Source organism: Companilactobacillus baiquanensis, from assembly GCF_003946605.1.
GTDB classification, from domain to species: domain Bacteria; phylum Bacillota; class Bacilli; order Lactobacillales; family Lactobacillaceae; genus Companilactobacillus; species Companilactobacillus baiquanensis.
Map to the genome: position 1 here is coordinate 169,752 of NZ_RHOQ01000002.1, position 26,130 is coordinate 195,881.

22 protein-coding genes are annotated in these 26,130 nt (G+C 34.3%); 15 read left to right on the top strand and 7 right to left on the bottom strand.

Annotated elements, in window-relative coordinates; genetic code table 11:
• Window positions 1–79: 79 nt before the first annotated feature.
• From EKM77_RS04530 to EKM77_RS04550, 5 genes are all read right to left on the bottom strand, one after another.
• A complete protein-coding gene (locus tag EKM77_RS04530) occupies window positions 80–1,516 on the bottom strand; it encodes an APC family permease (protein WP_125592867.1) in 1,437 nt (478 codons plus the stop codon).
• Between the two features lie 2 nt (window positions 1,517–1,518).
• Window positions 1,519–2,634, bottom strand: coding sequence for an alanine dehydrogenase (gene ald / locus EKM77_RS04535; protein ID WP_125592868.1), 1,116 nt, complete (start codon window positions 2,632–2,634; stop codon window positions 1,519–1,521).
• A gap of 349 nt (window positions 2,635–2,983) precedes the next feature.
• On the bottom strand, window positions 2,984–3,982 hold the full coding sequence (locus EKM77_RS04540) for a FecCD family ABC transporter permease (protein ID WP_125592869.1): 999 nt from the start codon (window positions 3,980–3,982) through the stop codon (window positions 2,984–2,986).
• Window positions 3,982–4,977: a FecCD family ABC transporter permease gene (locus tag EKM77_RS04545; RefSeq protein WP_225425186.1), complete on the bottom strand. Its 996-nt coding sequence runs from the start codon at window positions 4,975–4,977 to the stop codon at window positions 3,982–3,984. The genes EKM77_RS04540 and EKM77_RS04545 overlap by 1 nt, the downstream gene beginning before the upstream one ends.
• Window positions 4,974–5,765 (bottom strand): ABC transporter ATP-binding protein, encoded by a 792-nt coding sequence (locus tag EKM77_RS04550; protein WP_125592870.1) that lies wholly within the window; start codon window positions 5,763–5,765, stop codon window positions 4,974–4,976. The genes EKM77_RS04545 and EKM77_RS04550 overlap by 4 nt, the downstream gene beginning before the upstream one ends.
• A gap of 146 nt (window positions 5,766–5,911) precedes the next feature.
• Here EKM77_RS04550 and EKM77_RS04555 point away from each other — a divergent pair, with 146 nt between their 5' ends.
• Both EKM77_RS04555 and EKM77_RS04560 read left to right on the top strand, forming a co-directional pair.
• Window positions 5,912–6,841 carry an ABC transporter substrate-binding protein gene (locus tag EKM77_RS04555; RefSeq protein ID WP_125592871.1) on the top strand — a complete coding sequence of 310 codons (930 nt, stop codon included), beginning with the start codon at window positions 5,912–5,914 and terminating at the stop codon, window positions 6,839–6,841.
• 143 nt (window positions 6,842–6,984) lie between these two features.
• Window positions 6,985–7,623, top strand: coding sequence for an SDR family oxidoreductase (locus EKM77_RS04560; protein WP_125592872.1), 639 nt, complete (start codon window positions 6,985–6,987; stop codon window positions 7,621–7,623).
• 47 nt (window positions 7,624–7,670) lie between these two features.
• On the opposite strand, the gene EKM77_RS04565 is transcribed toward EKM77_RS04560, so the two are convergent.
• Window positions 7,671–8,576 carry a LysR substrate-binding domain-containing protein gene (locus tag EKM77_RS04565; protein ID WP_125592873.1) on the bottom strand — a complete coding sequence of 302 codons (906 nt, stop codon included), beginning with the start codon at window positions 8,574–8,576 and terminating at the stop codon, window positions 7,671–7,673.
• Window positions 8,577–8,775: 199 nt separating this feature from the next.
• Here EKM77_RS04565 and EKM77_RS04570 point away from each other — a divergent pair, with 199 nt between their 5' ends.
• From EKM77_RS04570 to EKM77_RS04630, 13 genes are all read left to right on the top strand, one after another.
• Window positions 8,776–9,627 (top strand): sugar phosphate isomerase/epimerase family protein, encoded by an 852-nt coding sequence (locus EKM77_RS04570; RefSeq protein WP_125592874.1) that lies wholly within the window; start codon window positions 8,776–8,778, stop codon window positions 9,625–9,627.
• Window positions 9,628–9,632: 5 nt separating this feature from the next.
• Window positions 9,633–10,877 (top strand): MFS transporter, encoded by a 1,245-nt coding sequence (locus EKM77_RS04575; RefSeq protein ID WP_125592875.1) that lies wholly within the window; start codon window positions 9,633–9,635, stop codon window positions 10,875–10,877.
• Window positions 10,878–10,958: 81 nt separating this feature from the next.
• Window positions 10,959–12,200 carry an MFS transporter gene (locus tag EKM77_RS04580; RefSeq protein WP_125592876.1) on the top strand — a complete coding sequence of 414 codons (1,242 nt, stop codon included), beginning with the start codon at window positions 10,959–10,961 and terminating at the stop codon, window positions 12,198–12,200.
• A gap of 136 nt (window positions 12,201–12,336) precedes the next feature.
• Window positions 12,337–13,188 carry a sugar phosphate isomerase/epimerase family protein gene (locus EKM77_RS04585; RefSeq protein ID WP_125592877.1) on the top strand — a complete coding sequence of 284 codons (852 nt, stop codon included), beginning with the start codon at window positions 12,337–12,339 and terminating at the stop codon, window positions 13,186–13,188.
• A 22-nt stretch (window positions 13,189–13,210) separates the two neighbouring features.
• Entirely contained in the window at window positions 13,211–14,050 is an 840-nt protein-coding gene (locus EKM77_RS04590) for an SDR family NAD(P)-dependent oxidoreductase (protein WP_125592878.1), read from the top strand.
• Between the two features lie 145 nt (window positions 14,051–14,195).
• Window positions 14,196–15,071: a shikimate dehydrogenase gene (locus EKM77_RS04595; protein ID WP_125592879.1), complete on the top strand. Its 876-nt coding sequence runs from the start codon at window positions 14,196–14,198 to the stop codon at window positions 15,069–15,071.
• 30 nt (window positions 15,072–15,101) lie between these two features.
• On the top strand, window positions 15,102–15,968 hold the full coding sequence (gene aroE, locus EKM77_RS04600; protein WP_125592880.1) for a shikimate dehydrogenase: 867 nt from the start codon (window positions 15,102–15,104) through the stop codon (window positions 15,966–15,968).
• Between the two features lie 99 nt (window positions 15,969–16,067).
• Complete coding sequence (locus EKM77_RS04605) at window positions 16,068–17,555, top strand: hypothetical protein (protein ID WP_125592881.1); 1,488 nt, start codon at window positions 16,068–16,070, stop codon at window positions 17,553–17,555.
• Between the two features lie 17 nt (window positions 17,556–17,572).
• Complete coding sequence (locus EKM77_RS04610) at window positions 17,573–18,562, top strand: hypothetical protein (protein WP_125592882.1); 990 nt, start codon at window positions 17,573–17,575, stop codon at window positions 18,560–18,562.
• Window positions 18,559–21,636 carry an SbcC/MukB-like Walker B domain-containing protein gene (locus EKM77_RS11050; RefSeq protein ID WP_225425187.1) on the top strand — a complete coding sequence of 1,026 codons (3,078 nt, stop codon included), beginning with the start codon at window positions 18,559–18,561 and terminating at the stop codon, window positions 21,634–21,636. The genes EKM77_RS04610 and EKM77_RS11050 overlap by 4 nt, the downstream gene beginning before the upstream one ends.
• A gap of 1 nt (window position 21,637) precedes the next feature.
• A complete protein-coding gene (locus tag EKM77_RS04620; protein ID WP_125592883.1) occupies window positions 21,638–22,438 on the top strand; it encodes a DUF2399 domain-containing protein in 801 nt (266 codons plus the stop codon).
• Window positions 22,428–22,841 (top strand): nucleotide pyrophosphohydrolase, encoded by a 414-nt coding sequence (locus EKM77_RS04625; RefSeq protein WP_225425188.1) that lies wholly within the window; start codon window positions 22,428–22,430, stop codon window positions 22,839–22,841. Before EKM77_RS04620 ends, EKM77_RS04625 begins: the two co-directional genes overlap by 11 nt.
• 11 nt (window positions 22,842–22,852) lie before the next feature.
• The gene (locus tag EKM77_RS04630; protein ID WP_125592884.1) at window positions 22,853–24,598 is read left to right on the top strand and encodes a DNA/RNA helicase domain-containing protein; all 1,746 of its coding nucleotides are present in this window, start codon (window positions 22,853–22,855) and stop codon (window positions 24,596–24,598) included.
• A 65-nt stretch (window positions 24,599–24,663) separates the two neighbouring features.
• Here the strand turns inward: EKM77_RS04630 and EKM77_RS04635 are convergent, their stop codons facing one another.
• Window positions 24,664–26,118, bottom strand: coding sequence for a MutH/Sau3AI family endonuclease (locus EKM77_RS04635; protein ID WP_125592885.1), 1,455 nt, complete (start codon window positions 26,116–26,118; stop codon window positions 24,664–24,666).
• Between the last annotated feature and the right edge of the window lie 12 nt (window positions 26,119–26,130).

The following is a 26,130-nucleotide window of genomic DNA, read 5'->3' on the forward strand; positions in this document are numbered from 1 at the left end:
TCGTAACAGGGGAATGTTACGATCCGTTTCACTCTTTTCGAGTTTATGTCAGCAGAGCTAGGTAATTTCTAGGAAAGGGCTAATCCAGTAAAACGTCATCATCGTTATCATTATCAGACGCATCACCACCTTTACCTGGAATAGTTGTATCTTCAAGCTCAATTTTAATATTTTTTCTCGAATATAATACGTACATAATTGCGCCGATAAATAGCCATCCGAGATAGTTTAGCCAAGCGTTGAGCGGCAGGTTGGCTAATAAGAATATGCAGACTAGCATTGAAAGAATGGGGATGATTCTTCCAAATGGAACTTTGAATGGGCGCTTTAGATCGGGATGTTGTCTTCTTAATAATAGAACCATTAATGAGATAAGGAAGAAGACACATAATGAGCCAACATTAGCAAAAATTGCTAAATTTTTAATATCTAATAATCCAGCACAAATTGATGCGATAAGTCCTATCAACCATAACGCCTTATTAGGACTACCGGTTTTACTATTTAATTTGGATAAATTATTAGGTAAGAATCCACCTCTACTCATCGACATGGTTATATTTGAGGAAGCGTAAATAAAGGCGAGAACTACCGCGATAATACCAAGAATCGCACCACCAGAAACGATTTGAGCCGCTATACCATGTCCATTTTCAATTAAGACAAATGACATTGCTTCTGGTACATTGAGGCTTTTATAGTGCATAACGCCAGTCATAACTAGACTAACTACTACATAGAGTAAAGTTGAAACGACTAATGAAATGATGATTGCTCGGGGCAGGGTTTTCTGAACGTTTTTAACTTCTTCGGCTGAAGTTGCCAAAGCGTCAAATCCTAAAAAGGCGAAGAAAACAGTTGAAGCACCTGCAAATACACCAGCGGTTCCATATGGAAGAAATGGAGACCAATTAGAAGTTTTAACATCAGATAAACTAACAAAGATAAATAAGAGAATTATTGTTAATTTTACAAGTACTAAGATATTATTTAGAACTTTACTTTCACTAGTACCACGAGTCAGGATCAAAGTGACTAATAAAATCATAATTACAGCGGGTAAATTAATAATTCCACCATTAAACGGGGATTGTATGAGGGCATTCGGGAGGTTAATGCCGAATTCTCGTAGGAATGAATGGACATAACCAGTCCACCCGTTAGCAACAGTCGCAGTTGTCGTTATATAAACTCCTAATAAAGTCCATCCGGCAAAGAAGGCCATTTTTTGACCAATAGTTACCCATGCATAAACGTAGGCACTACCAGAGTTAGGGATACTAGTTGTTAATTCTGAATAACATAAACCGATCAATCCACTGGCTAGGGCTGCAATCAAAAAGGAGTAAATAACGCCAGGACCAGCATCAGTTGCTGCCACGATCCCAGTTAGAACCAAAATACCAGTACCGATAATTGCTCCGATCCCTAGTATGGAAAGATCAAATAATCCAAGTGTTTTTTTTCGATCTGTTTTTCCGTGCAATAAAGAATCCAGATCGATCTTTTTACCCATGGTTAGACAAGGTTAGCATCAGCTGAGTATTTCTTGTAAGGCATGTTTAAACTTTCAGCTACTGCTTTTTCCGTTAGATTACCGGCAAAAGTATTTATCCCGGTGAAGATAGTATTATTTTCGGAGGCACGTGCGAGTCCTTTATTAGCAATTTGTAGAGCATAAGGGATAGTTGCACTTGAGAGAGCTTCCGTAGCTGTCTTTGGAACAGCACCAGGAATATTAGCAACAGTATAATGAACAACTCCGTCTTTGATATAAACTGGATCATCATGTGTTGTTGCATGTGTACTAGTTTCAAAGATCCCACCTTGATCGATCGGAATATCAACGATAACAGAACCAGGTTCCATACTCTTGATCATTTCTTCTGTTACAAGTGTAGGAGCAGCTGCACCAGGAATTAATACCGCACCAATAACAAGATCAGAATTTTTAACGCATTCAGCGATATTATGTGCATTTGACATTAAGGTTTGAATCTTTCCGTCAAAGATATTCTCTATTTCAGCTAAACGTTGTGCATTGATATCTAGGATAGTTACATTAGCTCCAAATCCAATTGCAATTTTGGCAGCATTGAAACCAACAGTACCAGCACCAATAACTGTAACGTTACCACGTCTAACTCCAGGAACACCACCGAGTAAGAGTCCTTTTCCTTGATGTGGTTCTTCTAAGAAGTGAGCACCAACTTGTACAGACATTCTACCGGCAATTTCACTCATCGGTACAAGTAGTGGTAATCCGCCACGAGGACCAACCATTGTTTCATATCCAATACCAGTTGTCTTTGCCTGCATAAGAGCATCTGTTAATTCCTTATCAGCTGCCAAATGTAGGTATGTATAAATAATTAGATCTTCTCTAAAATATTTATATTCAGATTTAAGCGGTTCTTTTACTTTGATAACCATATCGCAGTTCCAAGCATCTGTTGCACTTCCTATAGAAGCTCCCATTGCCTTGTAATCACTATCAGGATAACCTGAACCAATACCTGCACCTGTTTCAACAATTACTTCATGTCCAGCACGAACTAAATTTGCTACTCCAGAAGGTGTTGAGCCAACACGCTCTTCTTGATTCTTAATTTCCTTAGGTATACCAATTTTCATTTTAGTGCCTCCTTAAAGTTTGAAATCGCTTACATATTACGATTCCAATATAGCAAGGTTTGAATAATTTCACAATATGAAAATTCAAAATAAATGATTTTCAAATAAAAAATAGCCCTTAATCATTGATATAAAGGGGAAAACTTTTTAAATATTTTAATTATCATATATATAAGTATTTCACAAACTCGATTTATGAAAATGAAAGTATACCAATTTCCTTGATATGAATGAGATCGCTGCAGTTTTTATAATTCCTATTTTCAATAAGCAAATAACTTGCCAAATAAGAAACCAAATCTAACGCCAAAAAAATAAGAATTGCTTTCATACTTTCTGAAAACAACCCTTAATTTGATTTTATAAGAATATAAATAAAATATGGTGCACCAATTAAAGCTACGATTATACCAACTGGTATTTCTGAAGAAGAACTGATCAATTGTCCAATCGTGTCTGCTGCTAACAACATAAAACTTCCTAGAATCCCAGATAAGACTAATTGTCGGCTATGTTTGTAGCCAATGATCCTTCTAGCCAAATTAGGTGTTATTAAACCGATAAAACCGATCCCACCACTGATAGAAACACTAACACCAGCTAAAATTACTGCCAGACTAATTAGGAGCACCCGTTCTCTTTTTAAAGAAATTCCAAGAGATTGAGCGGCATCATCACCAAGATTAAAGGCATCAAGGATAGTCATTTTACTAAAAATAAAAACAGTACAAATAATTAACCAAGGCAAGGCGATAATAATATATTCCCAACTAGTGCCCCAGATACTACCGGTTAACCAGTTCATAACAAATTGATAATTATCTGGAGATAGTTTTAATGTCAATAAAACCATGATCGATGAAAAACATCCTGATAAAGCAACTCCGGTCAGTAATAGTCTGTTAGGAGTTATTCCGCTTGATCGTTTATAGGAGAAAATAAAGACAAGCGCCGTACTAATTAGAGCACCGAGCAATGCTAAGATCGGCAACAAATAAATGTTGGCATCTTGATTTTTAACTAAGGCGATAAAGAGCATGACAGCAATTCCTGCACCAGAGTTTATCCCTAGAAAACTAGTGTCGGCCATAGGATTTTGTGTAGTTGTTTGAATTACACTACCGGCAAGCGCTAAAGAGAAGCCAACTAGTAAAGTTATTACGATCCTAGGCATTCTGAAATCAAAAATAACAATTGATTGCGAGTAAGTTCCGCTACCAAATATTAAATTCAAAATTTCTGGAGGAGTGATTTTCATATCACCAGTATTAAGGTTGATGATTGCCAAAATAATCATTAATATGACCAAAATCAATAACCAAGAAGTTAGTTTGAATTTCTTTTTCATTAGCTATTACCATCCTTTCTTGCCAGGTAGATGAAGAATGGCACTCCAATAAGAGAGATGATCAATCCAAAAGGAGTTTCGTTTGGAGGGTTGATCGTTCGGGCAATTAAATCGGCACAAACCGTCAAATCAGCACCCAAAATTAAAGTTAAAGGTATGATTTGACGATAATCAGTTCCAATTAGAAACTTGGCAATATGAGGGATGATCAAACCGACAAAGGCAACAGCACCGACTAAAGAAACCGAGATCCCAGATAGGATGACAACACATATCAATGCTAAAATTCTGATTAAATTAATATTTTTACCTAAACTTTTAATAGAATCATCACTTAGATGAAGCAAGTTTAAATTGGGAGCGAGAAATATCAAAACAACTAATCCAACAAGGATCCAAGGTCCGAGATTTTTTAATTGAGACCAGCTGACTGCTGAAACTCCACCAAAATGCCAAAAGGCTAAATCTTGTTTTAGGTGCATCACTAGCGCTAACCCTTCACTAATAGCAGTAAAAAAAGCACTGATTGCCATACCAGATAGAACCAAAATAGTTGGACTCATTTGTGATTTTTTTAATGAGCTGATCATAAAAACTAGGATAGAAGTGAAAGCTGCACCGAAAACTGAAAAAACAGTTGTCCCTTGGGTAGAAAGATGCGGGAAAAAGACAAAACTTAACGTCAGCATCAAGGCAGCACCTGAATTGATTCCCAAAATACCTGAATCAGCCATAGGATTTTTTGTAACGCTCTGCATCAAGGCCCCACTACCAGCAAGAGCAGCGCCGATTAAAATAGCACCTAAAACTCGAGGTATTCTAATATCACGAATTATCCTTTGATCAATATCGCCTGCTTGATAATTGAAGATAGCGTTAAAAACAGTTGAATTATTGTTTTGATTGGCACCAAAACGAATACTTAGCATTGTTAGTAGAATTAATAATCCTAAACCTACAATTATATTGATTGAGAATTTTAGTCGTTGATTCAAACTTGACCACCTCGCCAGCGATTATAAGTAAGGATCATAGGCTTAGACTTGTCTTCAATTATTTTGGCATCAATGTCAAAAATATTGCGAAGATTATTTTTGGTGATCACCTCTTGTACAGGTCCACTAACTTGTAATACTCCTTTTTTAATAGCGATAAGTTGATCAGAAAATCTGGCCGCGTGATTTAAATCATGTAAAGCCATGATGATCGTACGATGTTCTTTTTCGTTTAACTCTTTAATAAGAAGCATTACGTCTAGTTGATGTGTTAAATCAAGATAAGTAGTCGGTTCATCAAGGATGATCGTATCCGTATCTTGGGCAATTGCCATGGCGATCCAAGCACGTTGTCTTTGACCACCAGATAGGGTACTGATGCGACGATTTCTTAAATCTTTTAAAGAAGCTTTTTCCAATGCCCAGTCAATTTTTTCATGATCTTCTTTAGATAAAGTAGAAAATCTCTTTCGATAGGGAATACGGCCAAAAGTTACCAGTTCTTGAACCGTTAGGTCATTGGCAAGATTATTGGTTTGTGGAAGAACAGCCATCTCTTTAGCAATGTCACTGATTTTCTTTTTATCAATATTTTGACTATCTAAAAAAACTGCTCCGTCGCTAGGTTTAAGTAAATGAGCAATTGTTCTGATCAACGTTGATTTACCACAACCGTTTGGACCAATGAGAGTCGTGATTTGTCCCTTTGGAATTTGAATAGATAAGTCATGAATTGTTAATTTTTTATCATAACTAACACAAACATTTTTTGTCTCAATGACATTCATAATTTATTCCCTTCTTTACTGAATATTTCTACATATAGATGGAATATCTAACACATAATAATGTAATATATTTTAACGCATTTCATTGACATTTGATAACCATTTCACAGATAATCTAGGTAACTTGTAGATATGGGGGAAGGAAATTGAAGAAAAATAAAATTGTGAGAGTATTTGTCTACATTGCTTTGTTATTTACGGTATTTCTAACAGCATGTTCAAATAGCGGATCAAAGGATGCCACTAGAACTTTGACCGATTCGATGGATCATAAGGTTTCAGTACCAACAGAACCAAAACGTGTTGTCGGAAGTTATTTGGAAGACTATTTAGTAGCAGTTGGAGTGAAGCCAGTTGTGCAATGGTCAGTTAAAAATGGCTCCAGTACTCAAAAATATTTACAAAAGGATCTAAAAAAAGTTCCTTTGATCGATTATTCTTTGCCATATGAGGCCGTTACTAAAGCAAAACCTGACTTGATCTTGATGGGAACAAATAGTGCTGTTGCTAATGGTAAATACAATCAATATAAAAAAATAGCACCAACCTACGTTGTGAAAAACGGGAATAACGTAAGTTGGCGCGCACAATTTTTAGATGTAGCTAAGGCAGTTAATAAAACTGATAAAGCCAAAAAAGTTTTAACTAAGTATGATAAAAAAGTTAAATCAGCACGTTCAGAATTAGAGGAAGCAGCACCTAATAAGTCGGTGGCTGTACTTTGGGTAACTAATAACTCTGCCTTTATTGTTAGTGATAAATCGGCCAGTGGGTTACTATTATATGGAGATTTAAAACTAAAAGAGCCAGATCTTGTTAAACAAGTTTCTAAAAAAGCTACCGCAGATTGGTCAGCCGTATCACTAGAAAAACTAGCTAAATTGGATGCGGATTATATTTTCCTAGTTAATAGTGATAAAGATGCCTCGATGTTTAAAGATCCTATTTGGCAAAATATTTCAGCTGTAAAAAATGATAAATTATTCCAGTATGGCGATGATTCCAGTTGGCAATATAAAGGCCCAATTGCCTATACAGAAATGATTGACAACGTTTTAAAGGATATTGTTAAGTAGCATGCACAAATAATTATATGTATTAAAAAATAAATAAATTATTGTCAATTTTATGTCTATTGATAATTTTGCGAGAAACATTTTTTGTAATAAACGCTAACCTCAACTATATTAAGTATGGATAGAAATATAGGAGGAATATTATGGCTAGAGTATTGGTTTTAGGAGCAAATGGTAAGATCGCGCGTTTGGCAGAACAAATTTTCTTGGATTCAACAGGTAATAGTTTGAGATTATTCCTTAGAAGACCAGAACGTCTGCGTGACATTAAGAATGATCTAGTAGAAATTGTCGGTGGCGATGTTACTGATGTTAAGACACTAGAAGATTCGATGAAAGATGTTGATGTAGTTTATGCTAATTTGGCTGGTGGAAACATTGAAGATCAAGCTAAAGCAGTTGTTGAAGCAATGCACGCTGCCGGTAAGAAACGTCTGATTTGGATCTCGACATTAGGTATTTATGACGAAGTTCCAGGTAAGTTTGGCGAGTGGAATAATGAAACATTAGGAAACTACATCACAACTTATGCCGCTGCCGCTAAGGTTATTGAGGATTCAGATCTTGATTACACAATTATTCGTCCAGCTTGGTTAACAAATAAAGACGAAGTTGATTTTGAACTTACTCAAAAAGGTGAAACATTTAAGGGTACTGAAGTTTCAAGAAAATCAATTGCTCAATTAGTAGTTGATATTACCCAAGCACCAGATAAGCATGTTAGAGAGTCACTTGGTGTTAATAAACCTAATACTGATGGCGATAAACCAGCTTGGTATTAATAGTTTAAGTTTTAAAGAGACTGTGGATTTTCCACAGTCTCTTTTTTTTATTCCTGTACAGTTAAATTCTTTTTACTTTCTTTGCGGACAAAATTTACGAATTCTTCGACTTCTGGTTGTTCAAATCTACGTTTCAAAGTTGCCATGTAAAAGACACGTTTCCATTTTGGATAAGATATGGGGATGACTTTTAGTGGCATAGTATGTAATAATTCCATATCAGGCGTTATAGCGATACCAAAACCGTGTGCCACTAGTCCTGCCATAGCTTGATCTTCTTCGACAGAATAGACTCCAATTGGATGGCCACCGCTGTTTTCAAACATTCTTTCGATTACGGAATATAAACCACTGCGTTTTGAGAAGACTACTTGAGGATAGGGCAGGGTCTCTCTTAAAGCTAAGCTAGATCTATTTGCCAAATCATGTTGTAACGGTGTTATACAAACCATATTTTGCTCTTCAATGGGAAAGTATTCAATATCTCCATATTCCTCCATTCGAGAACAAAACGCGACATCATACTTCTTTTCCCTTAATGAATTTAAGATATCAGGTGATAAACCAGTATCACTACTGAATTGAAATTTTATTGAAGTGTCGTTGGTTTCTTCTTGAAATCTTTGAACCATACTTGGTAACCAGTCGATACTCAAAGTTCTTAAAGCTCCGATCTGGATGGTAGTTTTTTTACTATTCAATTCTTCAATCTCTGAGACACTTCGATCTAGCTGCAAAAGAGCCGATCCAACACCCTTAGAAAATATTTTTCCAGCAGTTGTCAGTGTTACGTTTCTTCCCTTTTTTTCAAACAATTGAACATTGATTTCTGATTCCAATGAGTGAATAGCTTTGGTCAAACTAGGTTGTGTAATATGTAACGACTTTGCCGTTTGTGTATAGTTTTCACTTTGTGAAAGTTCAATAAAATAACGAAGATGATCCAAATTCATATTCAAATTCCTCCTTCAAAAAGATGCTATATGTCGTGATATCATTATGATTCTATAAATATTAATAGCTTTTGGCTATAAATGCAACCTAAAAAAGCAATTGGACGGGGAGGCATGTTACCGATTACATTGTTATTTGTAAACAGATACATGTGAAGAAATGAACATGCAAATAGAAATATATTCGGAGGAATCTACCATGACAAAAACACATCCAATTACAATTAGCTCTTGGACATTAGGAGATAAATGCAGTTTTGAAGACAGAGTAAAGGCTGCTAGCGAAGCAGGTTATGACGGTATCGGATTACGTGCAGAAACATATGTTGATGCAGTTAATGAGGGACTTTCAGATGATGATATCTTAGCAATCCTTGATAAATACGGTATTAAATGTACTGAAGTTGAATATATCGTTCAATGGTGTGAAGAACCTAGATCATACGAACAAAAATATAAAGAACAAATGTGCTTCCACATGTGTGAACTATTCGGAGTAGAACATATTAATACAGGTTTGATGGAATCATATTCAGTGGATTATTCAGCTAATAAATTACAAGAATTGGCAAGTCGTGCCGGCAAATGGACCATCGCTTTGGAACCAATGCCATACAGTGGACTTCCTAATCTAGACAAAACTTGGAAGATCATGCAAAAGGCAAATTGTGACAACGTTATGATGTTGCTTGATATGTGGCACTGGGTAAGAGCCGGACAACCTTATGATCTTTTGACAAAAGAACAAGCTAAGAAAGTTATCTCAATTCAAATTGATGACGCATACACACGTCCGTACGCAGAATCAATTCTTCGTGATGAATCAATGCATGACAGATTAGCACCAGGAATGGGTGAAATGGATACAGCCGGCTTCGTCAAAATGATCAAAAACGCTGGAGTTGATCCTAGAGTTATTGGTGTTGAAGTTATTTCAGATAATTACCTATCAAAAGGCATTGATTATACAGCTGACTATACATACAAAGGAACAGTTCAAGTTCTTGAAGAAGCATGGCCAGAAATTTTAAAGGATGAAGTTAAGGAGTAAGAAATATGGCAGAAGTAAAAAATAATACTAAAAGATTTTTACCAACAGCCTTAGCCTTGTATTTTGCCTACTTTATGTTGGTGATTGCTTCATCAATTTTAAGCCAGTATAAAGAACAGTTTGCAAACGCCTGGGGTGCGACTAACCTACCATCAGGAGTAATTGATGTAAGTATGGTTGTTTCAGTAGTTGCTGCTTTTGGACTTGGTAGATTAATTGCCTATCCATTCGCTGGCCCAGTGTCTGATAAATTGGGAAGACGTGTTAGTGGTTTGATCGGAACACTTTTATATGCATGTTACTTCTTTGGGATAGCTTTCTCACCATCATTTTGGTTTGCCTATGCAATTGGTATTTTGAACGGAATTGCTAACTCATTTCTTGATACATGTGTATCACCAAGTTTGATGGAAATGTTTCCTAAATCAGCTTCGATTGCTAATATTTTTACCAAATTCTCCGTTGTTGTGGCACAATTCCTCTTACCATTCTTCATTGGTTGGGTTGCCATGGCACATATGTCATATAAGACAATTTTCATTATTTGTGGATTCTTAATGCTAGTTGATGCTTTCTTAGTATTAACTTTGCCATTACCAGTTGCCAATGCTGTTGCTGGTGAAAATAAAGATGAAGTTAAAAAAGAAAAACACAAGATTCATTTCACACCAGCTTCAATTGCAGCTATTTTAATCGGTTTTACAAGTTCAACGACCTTTATGCTCTGGTTGAACTGTAATCAAGAGCTAGGTAAGAGTTATGGCGTTAAAAATCCTAGTGCTTTGCAATCATTCTATGCTGCAGGTGCCGCCATAGCGGTGTTATTAACAGCACAATTGATTCGCTGGGGACTTAAAGAATCAACAGTTCTTGTTTTATATCCAACTATTTCAATTATTACGTTATTACTAAGTTACTTTATTCAAACACCAACAATGCTTTATATTGCTAGTTTCTTTATTGGTTATGCTGCTGCCGGTGGTGTTCTTCAATTAGCCACATCGACAACGATCGAATTTTTCCCAAGAGATAAAGGTTTGGCTACATCTTTATGTATGATCAGTTCTAGTATTGCCAACTACGCAATGCTTTCTCTAGCAGCGTTTATCACTAAGAGTACCGGTGGTAGTGCTCCGAGAATGATTATTTTATTAAATGTCATTATCACAATTATTGGAGTTTGTTTAGCATTAATCGTTAAGAGTGGTCAAAAAAAGACTGTCGCAAAAACTGAAGCAGCCGTTGAATAAATTATTGTTTTGAAATTTGAGTGGGGATATGAATTGAGACTCTAAAGAAATTTTAGAACAAGGATAAGAGTTGTGAAAACTATGAATACAAAAAAATATCGTCCTAGTTTAATAGCCGCAACTATTTACTTTAATTATTTCGTTTGGGGTTCTTCAATTCTGATCGTCTCTCAATACAGTCAGCAGTTTATGAGATTGTGGAATACAGATGTAAAAGGGATCTCAACAGTTATTTCCATGGTGGGTATCGGACACTTGGTGACTGTTATCTTTGCCGGATGGATGTCAGACAAATTCGGTCGTCGAAATACGATGGTCATCGGGTTAATTTCTAATATTATTTTCTTAATGGGATTGATCCTTAGCCGCAATGTTTATATGGCTTGTTTCTTTACTCTTTTCTTAGGTGCCGCTAATTCATTTGATGACTCTGGGGCATATCCGGCTTTGACTGAAGCATTTCCCACCAAAGCCGCAAGTATGAATTCACTTGTTAAAGCGTGCATGTCGTTATCTCAAACCTTATTACCATTTCTAGTAGCCGCCGTTTCAAGTGTTTCCATAGTTTTACCAATCATGTCAGTTCTTTTATTCTTAGATGTCGTTGCCATCTTTATGATCAAATTTAATAAAGAAGATTTAGATCCAGTTGAAGCAACAGAGATAGCGAAGGAAGAAAAAGAAGAGATAAAAGAAGAGGTAGCTGAAGAAAAAGAGGCCACTAATGGGCATCTGCCAAAGATGAGTATTGACGGAGTAGGATTGATCATTATCGGTTTTACGATTTCATTTACATTTTATATGTACTCACAATATATTCCACATTTTGGAAGTACCGTTTTAAATCTTTCAGAAGCCGCATCCAAAGAATTAGTTTCATGGTATGCACTATCATCATTAATTTCAGTATTTATAACTTCGATAGTTATCAGAAAGGCTCAACCATACCACGTTATGATGCTTTATGCCGCCATAGCGGGTACATTCTTAGTCTTGATGATAACCTTCCCAAGTTATTTGTTAGTAAGAATTACTAGTATCGTAATTGGATTTTTCGCTGCTGGAGGTATCTGGCAAGTTGGATTAACAATAATTTCACAATATTTCCCGGATCAAAAAGGAAAAGTTACCGGATATTATAGTTTTGCTGCAGCATTAACCTATTTCGTTGGACCGTTTATTTCGACCTTTATTATCGACAATACGGCTCAAAGCATGATATATGTTTTTGCGATTGATGCTTTTGTAACCGTTGCTGGCGTTGCAGTAATGTTGTTCTTATTCTTTAGATGTCATAAATATCATTTTTTAAAAGCAAATTAATTGATAACTTTTGGTTATAGATTAATTGAAATATAGCAATTGGACTTAACACGTGACAGAGACTAAATTGTACTTGTAAAGTTTTTCACGTGAAGGAACTAACAATCGAATATAAATCAATTTGGAGAAATCAATCATGACAAAATCACATCCTATTACAATCAGTTCTTGGACATTAGGCGACAAATGCAGTTTTGAAGATCGTGTAAAGGCAGCTAGTGAAGCAGGCTACGATGGAATTGGACTTCGTGCTGAAACATACGTTGATGCAGTTAACGAAGGACTTTCAGATGATGATATCCTAGCAATCCTTGATAAATATGGAATCAAATGTACCGAAGTTGAATATATCGTTCAATGGTGTGAGGAACCTAGATCATACGAACAAAAATATAAGGAACAAATGTGTTTCCACATGTGTGAACTCTTTGGAGTAAAACATATCAATACAGGACTTATGGAATCATATTCAGTTGATTATTCAGCTAAGAAATTACAAGAATTAGCAAGTCGTGCTGGCAAATGGATCATTGCTTTAGAGCCAATGCCATATAGTGGTTTACCAAACTTGGATAAGACATGGAAGATCATGGAAAAAGCAAATTGTGACAACGTTATGATGCTTCTTGACATGTGGCACTGGGTAAGAGCAGGTCAACCATATGATCTATTAACAAAGGAACAAGCCAAAAAAGTTATCTCAATTCAAATTGACGACGCTTATACACGTCCATATGCAGAATCAATTCTCCGTGACGAATCAATGCATGATCGTCTAGCACCAGGAATGGGAGAAATGGACACAGCCGGATTTGTCAAAATGATCAAAGATGCTGGAGTAGATCCTAAAGTTATCGGTGTTGAAGTAATTTCAGACAACTATCTAGCAAAGGGAATCGATTATACAGCAGATTATACATATAAAGGAACAGTTAAAGTTCTTGAAGAAGCATGGCCAGAAATTTTAAAAGAAGAAGTTAATGCATAGTTAAAAAGTAGGAGGAATTATTATGAGTGATAGTTGGTTAGGATTAGACGGAAAAGTTTGTGTTGTAACAGGTGCTGTTGGTGGTATGGGTACTAAGTTCTGTGAAGAGTATGCAAAACAAGGCGCAACAGTTGTAATGGTAGATTTATTGGAAGACAAAGTTAATGATTACGCTAAGAAACTTCATGAAGAGTACAACGTACCAACATTAGCAGTTAAATGTGACACTACTAATGAAGATGAAGTTGATGCAGCTGTTAAAAAAGTTGTTGATACGTTTGGAAAAGTCGATGTCGTGCTTAATACAGCTGCCATTCTAAGATTTTCTCCATTAGAAGATCTTCGTTTAGACGAGTGGAAGACTTCACTAAATGTTAACGTAACAGGTTACTTCTTGATGTCACAAAGGTTTGGTCGAGTAATGATCGAACAAAAACACGGAACATTGCTACACATTTCAACAATCGCTTCACGTTTCCCAGAAACATATAGTGCTGGATACAGTACAACTAAAGCAGCAGTCAACATGTTGTCACGCCAAATTGCCGCTGAATGGGGCCAATATGGAGTACGTAGTAACTGTATCCTTCCATGTTTCGTTAAGACACCATTATCAGCTGGATTCTACAGTGATCCAGAAGTTGAAAAAGGCCGTAAACGTCTAACAGCTAGTCGTAGAATTGGAACAATCGATGATATTGCCAATGCTGTTATGTATCTATCAAGTGATCGTTCTGATTATACAAATGGTGGCGAATTAACCGTTGAAGGTGGATTTGGAATTATGATGGGTGATATGACACCAAAACCAGGTGGCCGTCGTGGATATGCCATTGAACATCACCAACCTGCAAAGAAATAAAACCAACCTGCAAAAAAATTATGAGAGTGTAACATAAGGTCATCCTGGAGGGACGAATAATTGAGCATTTTCAATTGTTCGTCCTTCATAGCTAGGTCTTTACCTTGTGACACACGTTTCAATAAATAAAGAGGAGCTAGTAATCATGGAAAAACATATCTCAGGAACGACAGGTCTATTCACACTTTTAGGAACACCAGTTGGTCACTCAGGTTCACCTGCCATGTATAATTTCAGCTTTCAAAATCAAGGCTTAGATTACGCTTATATGGCATTTGATGTTAAAAAGGAACAAATGCCAGAAGCAATTGAGGCTTTGAAACTATTCAAAGTTAAAGGATCAAACGTAACGATGCCATGTAAGACTGTTGCCGCATCACTTGTCGATGATCTTTCACCAGCTGCCAAAATTATTGGAGCTATCAACGTGATTGTTAATGATGATGGAAAATTAACTGGTCATATTACTGATGGAATTGGCTTTGTTCGTAATCTTAAAGAAAATGGCGTAGATATTAAAGGTAAAAAACTAGTTGTTATCGGTGCCGGTGGTGCCGCAACTGCAATCCAAGTTCAGGCCGCACTTGATGGCGCAAAATCAATTTCAATTTTTAATCAAGATGATGAATTCTTTAGCAATGCAGAAGATACAAAAGAAAAACTTGAAGATGAAACACCAGAAGTAGATGTTGACGTTTATCCATTATCAAATCAAGACTTGTTAAAAGAAGAAATTGAAGATGCTGATATCTTGGTAAATGCTACTGTCGTTGGTATGAAGCCACTTGATGGACAATCATTAATTGATAAATCAATGTTACGTCCTGATTTAGTTGTTGCCGATACAGTTTACAATCCATTAAAGACTAAATTAATTGAAGATGCTGAAGAAATTGGTGCAAAAGCTATCCCTGGTAAAGGAATGTTGTTATGGCAAGGTGCTGAAGCATACACATTGTTTACAGGTAAAGAAATGCCAACCGATGAATATCAAGCATACGAAAAAGAACAAGCTAAGTAACAAGGTGATTATCGAAAGGGCGCGTTAATTATGGAAAAATGGATCGATGGCAGAACCAGAATGTTAGGTTTATTCGGTACTCCGGTATCACATTCCGGCTCACCCGCAATGTATAACTTTAGTTTTGATCATGCAGGTATCAATTATGCATATTTAGCATTTGATGTAACGGCAGAAGAGATGCCAAAAGCTATCAGTATTATGAAAATGTTCAATATGCGTGGCGCAAACATAACGATGCCATGTAAAGCCGTGGCAGCCAAATTGGTCGACAAATTGACACCAGCCGCTGAACTTATCGGCGCTGTTAATACGATCGTAAACGACGACGGAGTTTTAACAGGAAATAATACCGATGGTGCTGGATATGTAGCAAATATTAGACAATATGGCGTTGAGCCTAAGGGGAAAGTGTTTACTATCTTAGGCGCCGGAGGTGCCGGCACGGCGATTGCCGTTCAAGTGGCTTTGGATGGAGCTAAAGAAATTAGAATCTTCAATCCAAAAGATGATTTCTTTAGCAATGCTGAAAAAATGGCCACTAAGATCATGGCTAAAGTACCTGATTGTAAAGTAACAGTCGGTGATATTAATGATAAAGCTGCACTAAAAGCTTCTATTAATAATAGTGATGTTTTAGCAAATGCAACAAAAGTAGGAATGGCTCCAAATGTTGACGAAACTAATATTAAAGATACAAGTGTTTTCCGTGATGATTTAGTTGTGACCGATACAGTCTATAATCCAACGGAAACAAAGATGTTACAAGATGCAAAAGCAAAAGGCAGTAAAGTAATCGGTGGACAAGGGATGCTAGTATGGCAAGGTGCCGCAGCATTTAAACTTTATACCGGTGAAGATATGGCTGTTGAAGATGTTAAGAAGTTGTTTTTTTAGATAAATGTTTATTGGCGATCCTCTTTTGAGGGTCGTTTTTTTCGTAATTTAAATAATCTATAAATGAGTCTAAATAATTAATGAAAGAAGATGAATTTAATGGTTAATCTCGATAATGATTTGAGAGATTTTCTTATATTTTTGCGTATTGGTAATAGCCGGGATCATCCTTTAGTGGTCTGGAATGTTTTGAATATTTTATACGGAGGTCATTCCGTCACTGATTCTCCTCAAACATTGGAATATATTATTGGTCGATATAATTCAAATTCTATTGACGAAAAATTGAATGAACCATTAATAACGAATGCAACTTTAAAAAATATTTTAGAAAGAATGGCTGATGAAGGGGGATTAGTAGAGGTTACATCTCGTAAGGTAAGAGTTCGTATGACAAGTGGTGCTTATCACATGCGCCAGGCTTCAATTTATCGTATTACAAGTAAAGGCATTGAGTTCATTAAAACAATTCCAAAAATTTTGGAGGCAGAAAATACCGTTACAGCCAATGTCTCTAAAATTGATGAGTATTGTGAGTTGATAGATTTTCTATGTAAACCAAATTTGATGACTAATGATACTAAGCTTTATAACAGCTTCAACAATATGATTTCAGCTTATTCGGATGTGTTTAAAGGGATGCATAAATTGAGTGAGGATCTTGATGAAATTTCTAATGATTTAGCATTTAATCATGCTAACGAAATTGCTGAAAATTTAAATAAAATGCTAAAAAATAAGGCTATTCCTGCTTTTAAAAAGATAACTTCTAGAAGTGAAAATATTCAATATTTAAGTAATCAAAAAGACTTTCCTAATAAAGTAGCAAGAAGCAGATACGGTGAAGATAATTTAGATGCTGAAAAAAATACAAATAACTATATAAAAATCCAGGAGCGCATAACGAGTAGTGAAGAATACGTCCGTAAACAATTAAAAATGTTATCGCATAGTTTTGAGCCAACGGCCACAGCTATGGATAATAATTATGATTCTATTTATATTATTTACAATACAATTATTAATTCTATTAGATTGCTAGGTAAAGAATATGATCATTTGCAAGAACAAACAGTTGATATTAAAGAGTTGAATCACCAAATCGATGAGTTGATGATAAATTACCAATCAATTTCATTTCCTAAAAAATTACCAAAACATTTAGCCTATGATCGGCAGGTGGATGATCCAGATGATTTATTGAAAGCAAGTATTCTGGGTCCAGTTAGCTATCAGATTAGTTCGGTATATAAAAAAGTAGCTACTTTTGAAGATAATCCAGTTATTTCTGAAGAAAATTTAGAAATGAGCGATTTAGATGATGCATTGAAGGAGTTTCAAGATTTAGTTATGAAGAATTCTACTGAAGGTGAAGTGAATCATGACTTAGAGTTAGAAACCATAATTGCTCGTGATGAAATTATGAAACTATACAGTGCGACAGGATACGATAATTACGAAGATTTTTCTCCTTTTGGTAGGCCAATCAAAGAAGTCAGATCGATAGATACAGGCCCAATACGATTACATTTTAAAAAGGAAAAGTATAGTGTCCATTTACCTAGAGGATTCAATTTTAAATTTTAGTGTGGAAAGGATAGACTTTGAAAAAGTTAAGTAATTCAGAACGTTTAATCATTAATCAATTAATTGATAATGGTTTGTTTATTCAAACGCCTGTTAAAAGTTCAAATGAGATTTCTGAAGCAATTAATGTGTTGAAAAGACCTAAAGTTCAAAAAAAAATAAGTAATTATTTGAACGATTTGCTTGGTATTTATCCAGAAGGTATTCAAGATAACCTTTTATTGTTGATTGGAGCAAGATATGAATCAGCAGAGACGGTTCACGTGATACTTGCGACATTAAAGGCCGTAATTAATATGCCAGAAATACAAGATGGGGCTGATGATCGTACTGTTTTAGCACGGACCGTCATTCGACAAGTTCAGAGTGAAGTTATGGATCTCGATGAAAGTGAGATTAGACAAATTATTATCGAAATATTTGTTGATAGATTTAGGATATTTAGTTTAGATTATCCAGAAATTTTATTGGAAGATGAAAATAGAGAAGTTGATGAGTATTGGAATATCAATCTAGAATTTAATTCATTTGCGCAAGCAATAGTTAATTATATGACTAGAAAGAAGTCACCTAATTTAAATGATATTCAGAAGGTCAATAGAGCTTTGTTAGTCAACAAATTTGTTAGTTCTAAAACATCTAATTATTTGTGGGAGGCATTTTTAAATAAAAAAGATCAAATTATTGAACAATGGAGAAATTTAGATAGGTTTGATTTGGAATGTGGTGATAATTATGTTCTGCTACTTGATAAAAATCGCCAAAAAGTTAAATCTAAACCAGCAATTGTGTCCATTGTAATAGCCAACACGGTTAAATCAGGCATATCGGAGGCTGATTTAAATAATTTAATAAGATCATATTCAAAATCATTGTTTCCAAAAAGTAACATCAATGTATATTCAGTCAAGGATGCTCTAAAAGATTTTGATCTGATCCATATTAGAAATGGATTTGTTTTTCCAACACCAATAATTAAGCGATTTAAAGTTGAGGATAAAGGATGAATAAAAAAAATTTAGTACCAGTTAGTTTTCATTTAAGAAATTTCAATAATTATATAAAGTTAGATTTGCCGGCATCTGAAATAGGAAATTTAACTTTGATTGGTAGAAATATGTCTGGAAAAACAACATTGGCGCATTGCTTTTATCCAATGCTTATCGATGGTTCAATCGCAACACCATCTTTTAATCCAGCACAAAATACAAATGTTTTGGACAAAATAACAACTCGAAATAGTTCGCATGACACTCATACTTTTGAAGAAATGTTGTTGGGTAGTGGCAAAGGAGCTATGAAATATCGAACCGGATACTCTTACATGTTGATGCGTTCAAATATTAGGAAAGTTATTTTAGGAATAGGTGCTCATCGAGCAGTTGGTGAGAGCAGTAAACCTACATGGTGGTTTGTTGCAATATCTAAAAACGTAGATGATGAGTTGAATCTTGTTACAGTGGATGAGAATGGAAAAAGTCTCGAAAAAGATAAATTTATTGCCGCAAATGAAAATATGAATTTTGATTTTGAAGTGTTTTCACAGGTAAGTGCGTATCAAAGTTACGTTGCCGAAAAAATTTATAGTTTTTCGGATATAAAAGACTTGAATAAATTGGCTAATGCTTATCGGCTAATAGCATCACCAATATTGACTGCTGGAAATGTCAGTTTGACACCCATCTTGGAATCTTTGAAGAATGCACAAGAAGGAATTGACACACAATTAATTGATTCACTGGCCATCAATCAAAGAGAATTGAATACAAAAAAAGCCGATTCGAAAAAGGTTACTCAAGCTATTGAGAGAATTGATAAATTAAAAAAACAGATTTTTTGGAGCAATTTGAATCGTTTAGAAGAACTAACGTTGAGCCCATATAGTAAGAACTGTAAATTAAGAAATGATAAGTTAAATGCGAATGATAGATTGAAACATGAATTGGGATCAATCTTACAGCAATTGAAAAAATTAGATTTGAATTTACAAAAATCTGAAGAAGAATTTCAAAGTTTAGAAGAGAAGCAAAATCGTCAAAAAATCATAGAAGAACAGCGACAATATATGAAGAAGTCCATTGAAAGTTTAGAAAAAGAAATCAATCATTTTGTTGATTCAAAGAAAAGATACGAGAAAATACTTAAAGAATTAAATAAGAAACAAAGTGATAAGAAAAATTTGATCGCTGCTAAAGAAGAAGAGATGAACGGATTGGTATCTCTTAAAAACGAAATTAAAGAAAAATTTAAACTAACTCTTTTGAATTCCTTAATAACAAAAAATGACCCACGTAACTTATCTGAAATTTTAGGTAATTACTTGAACGAAATGATCTCATTAATGAGGCAATATTATAATCTTGAAAACAATCAAAAGAATTTGAGCGAAGATATCGGTATAGTTACTGATATTCAAAAAAACATGGATCTAAAAATCGATATAAGGACTAAAGGTCCGGTAGTAAGTCGAATTAGAGCTGGATTACGTGAAGATAACCACGAGGTTCATGAAGAAGGCCGAAATAAAATGGATAGTCATTTTAAGGAATTTGAAAAGGGAAAAACTATTCTATTGCAATCTAATTCTGACTTAAAGGTATTTATTGATCAAAAATCACTTTTTGAGAAACTTCAGAAAAATGTGATCAAGCTGAATAAAATTATCGATAAAATTAAATTACAAAATCAAGAAATTAAAGATCTGGATAAGGATATTAACAACCTTGAGGATAATAAAAAGAATTGGGAGAAAGAGTATAAAGATTTCAATTTAGACGAAGAAAATGAAAAGGTTAAGACCACAAAACTACAACTAGAAAAATTGGTCATAGACCCAAGTTTGGATGAGAAAGTAAAAAAAGCTAAGAGTTATCTTAATAAGTACCAGAGTGAAAAAGATAATTTAAGTAAGAAGAAAAATAAACTTGAAAATGATGTAGAAACTAATGAACTCAAGATCAAAGAATTAGAAACGGAAATAGAGATTTTGACTAATAGTACAGAAAAAAATTTAAAAGAATTAGCGCCATATGTGATTAATGGATATGAATTGGAAACTATATCAGAGACAGTTAATTTCTTAGGCAAATTTAAAAGTAAGATAAAAAGTTATAGTTTTAGTGACCTATCATATAAAATTAGTCAAATAATTCGAAAGGATAGTGCCGATGGTTTAGATATGATTTTTGAAATTCGAGGCCATTCAAAAATTGCACGAGCCATTAGAGGTCAAAATTATTTAAATAAAGAAAGTTTAAAAGTTCTTTCTTTTGATATCAATGAAGCTAGAAAATTAATGGTAGGAGACGAATCAGCTATCGAAAAATCTTTAAATCAGTGGGAGGAAGGCAGTGAAATGGCTTTGACCACCTTTGCGGAAGCCGCGCGCTATCAGATTTCTGATCAGTTTGATTTAATCAAAGATTATAACGATATGTTAGACAACAAATCTAAAGGTATTAGGTTAAAAATATCTTTGAAGCCAGTTGATATTGACGAACAAGTAATATCAGAAATTCGAGATAATACTTTAATGCAGCATTCTACACTTTTGGACGAGATAAAAAGACGTCTAGATAGATTGGCTAATGATTTAGATTTAGCAGAGGATGAAGATACGTTTATGAATAAGGCTCATGAATTGTTGGATGTTCGACAGTGGCTGGAGTTTCAAATTTGGATTCACCGCAGACATTCAGAAGATGGAGAATTCGAACTGATAGACGATAACTTTGTAAAATCTGGCGGGTCTGGTGCAGAAAAAGCACAGTCGATGATATTGCCATTGCTGTTAGTTCCTAAAGTGATTTTAAATAGAGCACGTGCAAGTGATGCACCTCATTTGGTAATGTTTGATGAGTTTGCTGATAAATTAGATCCTGATACAGCTAAATCTTTTACCAAAATAATTGATCAATTTGGCTTTAATTTTATAGCAACTATGCCCAGTGGAGCTCAAAATAAAGTATTAGCCGATGGAGTGGATAATGTAGCATACGATGTTATTTCTGTAGATAACAAAAATGATGGAAAATTTTATACGAATACTGTTCGTGAAGCATTGATTTGGCGAGAGGCATAGCATGAGTCGTTATACAAAAGTATATGAAAAAGAAACTAAAAAACGCCTTCCAAAAGACGCCGGAAAATTAGATGTTTTATTCGATAAGATCTCTAGTGATGAACCATTGCCACCGCGAGGACAACAAGCCGTAGATTTAGGATTTACAGCACATACACTGAATGATGCCAAAGAGAATCCTGTAATATATGCATATTATAAATGGATCTTAAAATATTTCTTTAATGACAAACCAATCAATGAATTGACTGCGAACTTGATTGGGACATCGTTTGTTAGCGCGAATATTTTTCAAAGTAATTTACCGCAACCTTTAACCTTAAATCCTTGGCAAATTGAGCAGATGACAGATATTTCAATCATGAATAAAAAGGCAGTGATTATCGAAAATAATGGAGTTTTTATCTGGTTGCATAAAAAACATCCTACTTGGCCTTTGATCAACCAATCAGGCAATAACTTCAATGAGTCATATAATAAGATGTTGGAGAACTTAGTAAAAAGAAATTTGAAGATGGCTTACTTAGGCGATCTTGATAGTGAAGGGATAAGAATAGCCAATCGAATCATTGCGACGATCGGTGAAGACGCATTTATGATTCAAAGTCCCAATCAAGTATTTGAGTGGCTGATCAAGTATGGTAAGAATTGTTCTGAGCGTACTAAAAGACTTGAAGTTGAGAATAAAATTTTGCTGGAGGAAATGGATTCAATATGTACACTTCAAAAGTTTGTGGAGCAGGAGCAGTTGATTGATGAGTATGAGGTGTTGATTTGGAAGTGGTTGGGAGATGAAATATAAATTATTAATTATTGTTTATTTAGGATCCCCTTTTTGGGGGTCTTTTTTTGATATAATCGGTTTGATAGATTTGTGGAGGTTTGAGATGGACTATTCATATGAAAATACGCTTAGCAAGCTGATTGAATTTAGAAATTCTAAAAATTGGAACGAATATCATAGTTTAATAAACCTTTCCCGTGCCTTAGGAATCGAAAGCTCTGAAGTTGAAAAAATATTTCTTTGGAAATCAAAAGATGAAGATCTTTCTTTAAAAGATAAGGAAAACCTTAAATTAGAATTGGCAGATGTCTTAACCTATGCATATTATATGTGCGATAAATTGAATGTTAATCCGAATAAATTGGTTATTGATAAGAATGAGATAAATCAACATAGAAGCTGGGATTTTTCTAAGAGATAGGTGATAAGTGTATGGATATAGTAAATAAAGAACCCATTATTAAAAAAGTTAAATATAGTAAAAATGGGTTAGATGAACTTAAACGACAGTTAGAAAGAAACAATAAAAGGGATGAGATACTTTTAGAAAAATATCCAACTGTTTATATCATTTATCATAAGGATAAAAAGGGAAAATTTATAACTTATGTTGGTGAGACTGATGATATTAATCGTAGAACCGTAGAGCATTTAAAAAATAGTAAGGATGATTGGAAATTTTTATCTAAAAATAAAGATTCTCAAATGTTAGTTATAGGTCATCCTTTTTTTAATAAGTCATTAACATTGGATATTGAAAATCAGTTTATTATGTCGCTAAATGCAATGGAGAGTGTTAAATATAATCTTAATCAAAGATCTAATGCTCAGAATGAGTACTTTACATCTTTTTATATGATGAAGTTATTTATAGATATTTGGGATAATTTGCATAACAAATATGAAAAATTGTTTCCTTTGGATGCGGCCTCAACGATTGATACGGCGTTATATAAAATTTCACCATTTCATAGACTTACTGATGAACAATCAAAGGCTGTTCTTGATATTTCTGAAAAAATTTTTGAAGCAAGTGTTAATCAAGAACTGGGACAAATAATTTTTGTAGAAGGTGCTGCGGGAACGGGTAAAACGGTAATGTTGAGTAACTTATTTCATTCTATTATTTCTGGAAAGGGTATTCATGACGGTAAGGATTATCTATTAGTGAATCATGATGAACAACTTAAAGTTTATCGTCAATTAGCCATGAAACTAAAATGGGTAAAAAATCCAAATAACGATATGATTAGTAAACCTACTCACTTTATTTTGGAGCATGAAAAACATCCCGATAAAAAAGCAGATACTATTCTTGTCGATGAAGCTCATTTGATGTGGACTCAGGGAAAACAAAGTTATCGAGGTAAAAATCAGTTAGATGATCTAAGAAAATTTGCAAAGACAATTGTTGTGATATTTGATAGAAAGCAAATTCTTAAAACGGAAGAGTACTGGGAAAATAAAAAAATTTTAGATCTTGAAGAACAGGCTAAGAAGGAAGGTAGATTTATTGAATTAACTCATCAATTAAGAATGAAAGCTGGTACAAATACTACAAATTGGCTAAATGATTTTATTTATAACGGAAAAATAGATATTCTCCCCAGAGACCTTAATTATGAAGTTAAGGTTATGAAATCTCCAAAAGAACTTCATGAAAAAATTATAAATAAGAATAGAAATAAAAAATATGGACATGGTCTTTCAAGAGTCTTATCAACATTTGACTGGAAATATAAGCAAAAGGGTATTCCTGATGATAATGGTGAAAAGTATTGGAATGTTATAATTGATAAGTGGAAGTTACCTTGGAATCTTCAATTGCCAGTAAAAGATAAAAAGATTAAAAAATTACCCTGGGCTGAGCAACCCCAAACAATTAATGAGGTTGGATCAACGTATACTATTCAGGGTTTTGACTTGAATTATGCGGGAGTAATTATCGGTCCATCAGTAAAGTTCAGAGATGGTAAGGTGATATTTTGTCCAGAGGATAGTGAAAATAGTAATGCTATCCGTAACCGTACTTTAGAGAACGGTAAAAAAATAAATGTCGCCCAAGAGTTATTAAGAAATGAGTTAAATGTTTTACTCACTCGAGGAGTTAATGGCCTTTATTTATATGCCGTTGATGAAGCGTTACAATGTGAACTTATTAAAAATATAAAGAAATAGCATCATCACTTTTTTAAAAAATGATGATGCTATTTACTTTAATAGATTGGTATTGCATTAAATTACTAAATGTAGTTCATATTATTGATTAGTTCCATCATATATGATCCCTTGATCCAAATGTATTGTTGATACATTTGTACTCCATTTAAATTTAAAGTCTTATTTTTTGCATCGGAGCCGGTTCCTCGAATAAAGAAAGTATAGTCACTTGATTTTGGAAGATTATTCTGCATTTTAGGTAGTTTTGTTTTAGGGGTGATTATTATTTCTCCCTTTTTATTATGCATAATTTCCATCTTTACCTTATTACTCCAAACCAGATTACGAACCTCAGTCCAAGTTTTCTTCAAATCATTTTGTAAAACGGCTTCATCAAGATTTATTCGCTTAAAGCCCTTAAATACAGTATCAAATAGAGGGGTATCTTTATCTGTCTCTCTGAAGATAATAAGCAGTATTGGATTTAAAAATGAATTATATATATTTGAATCTTCATATTTCACTGATTTATCTGTCCATTCGTTGAAATCTATAGATTCAAATTTCATATCCTCAGTTCTTTTTTTCTTATAATTTTGGACTACCGTTTTAGGAATGATTCCTAATTTATTAAAAGTATCTATATCTTTTAATTTTCCCTTATCTGAACCAAACATCTTTACGATTAATCTTTCAGCGATTGATTTATCAAGACGTTTTTTAGAAACTTTAAAGTTAAGTTTTTCTGCAATTTCACGCATAGTCTTATCTTTATATTGAGTGGTAAATTTGTGTAGTACTTTATCAAGTTCAGCGTAGCTGTTAAATGAATTTTCAGCTTTAAGTGGTTCGTAATGTATACCAAAATGTTCTTTAACTATGTTGGTCACCACCGCTCTTTTTAATCTGAAACGGGGACGATGAGGCCATTTAGGAGCTGTGTCCATGTACATCATCTGATTACGAAGTTTAGATATTTTAGGATATTCAGTATCTATGTCTGCCTCGTTAACGTTTCGTATAAAATTACGTACAATTGACCAGTCATTTTTTAATATTTCTTTATCCTGTTCACTAAATTGATGGAATTGATAACCTTGTATTGTGAAATTAGCATATTCGGCAGCTTGGACGGTTTTATCTGAGTCATATAAATAATATACAAATAGGGTATGAGACATTTTATTCCAAAATTTTGATGTTCCGAATTCTTCATTAACGATACTATCTGGAGATACAGCAGTAATAGACATTGGTTCTTTTGCTTCAACAGATTTATTGTCTTTTTTGGAATATCTAATACCAGTTGTTTTCAATTCAACAGGAGTCCCATCTACCAATAAATCAGCTTCCTGCTTAATATCTGCTGGATACTCTAGAACTGATTGCTCAATAACATCACCAGCAATTCCAGTTATCTTTGGTTTAGTTTTTGTTCTATCAAAAATATGGTTTTTGTCGACTTGACCAAGTGTTTTTCCCGTAGCCATGTTAAGAATATTTTCAAGTTCGTTCTTAGTAAAAACGTGTTCTGGCATAATATCACTCCT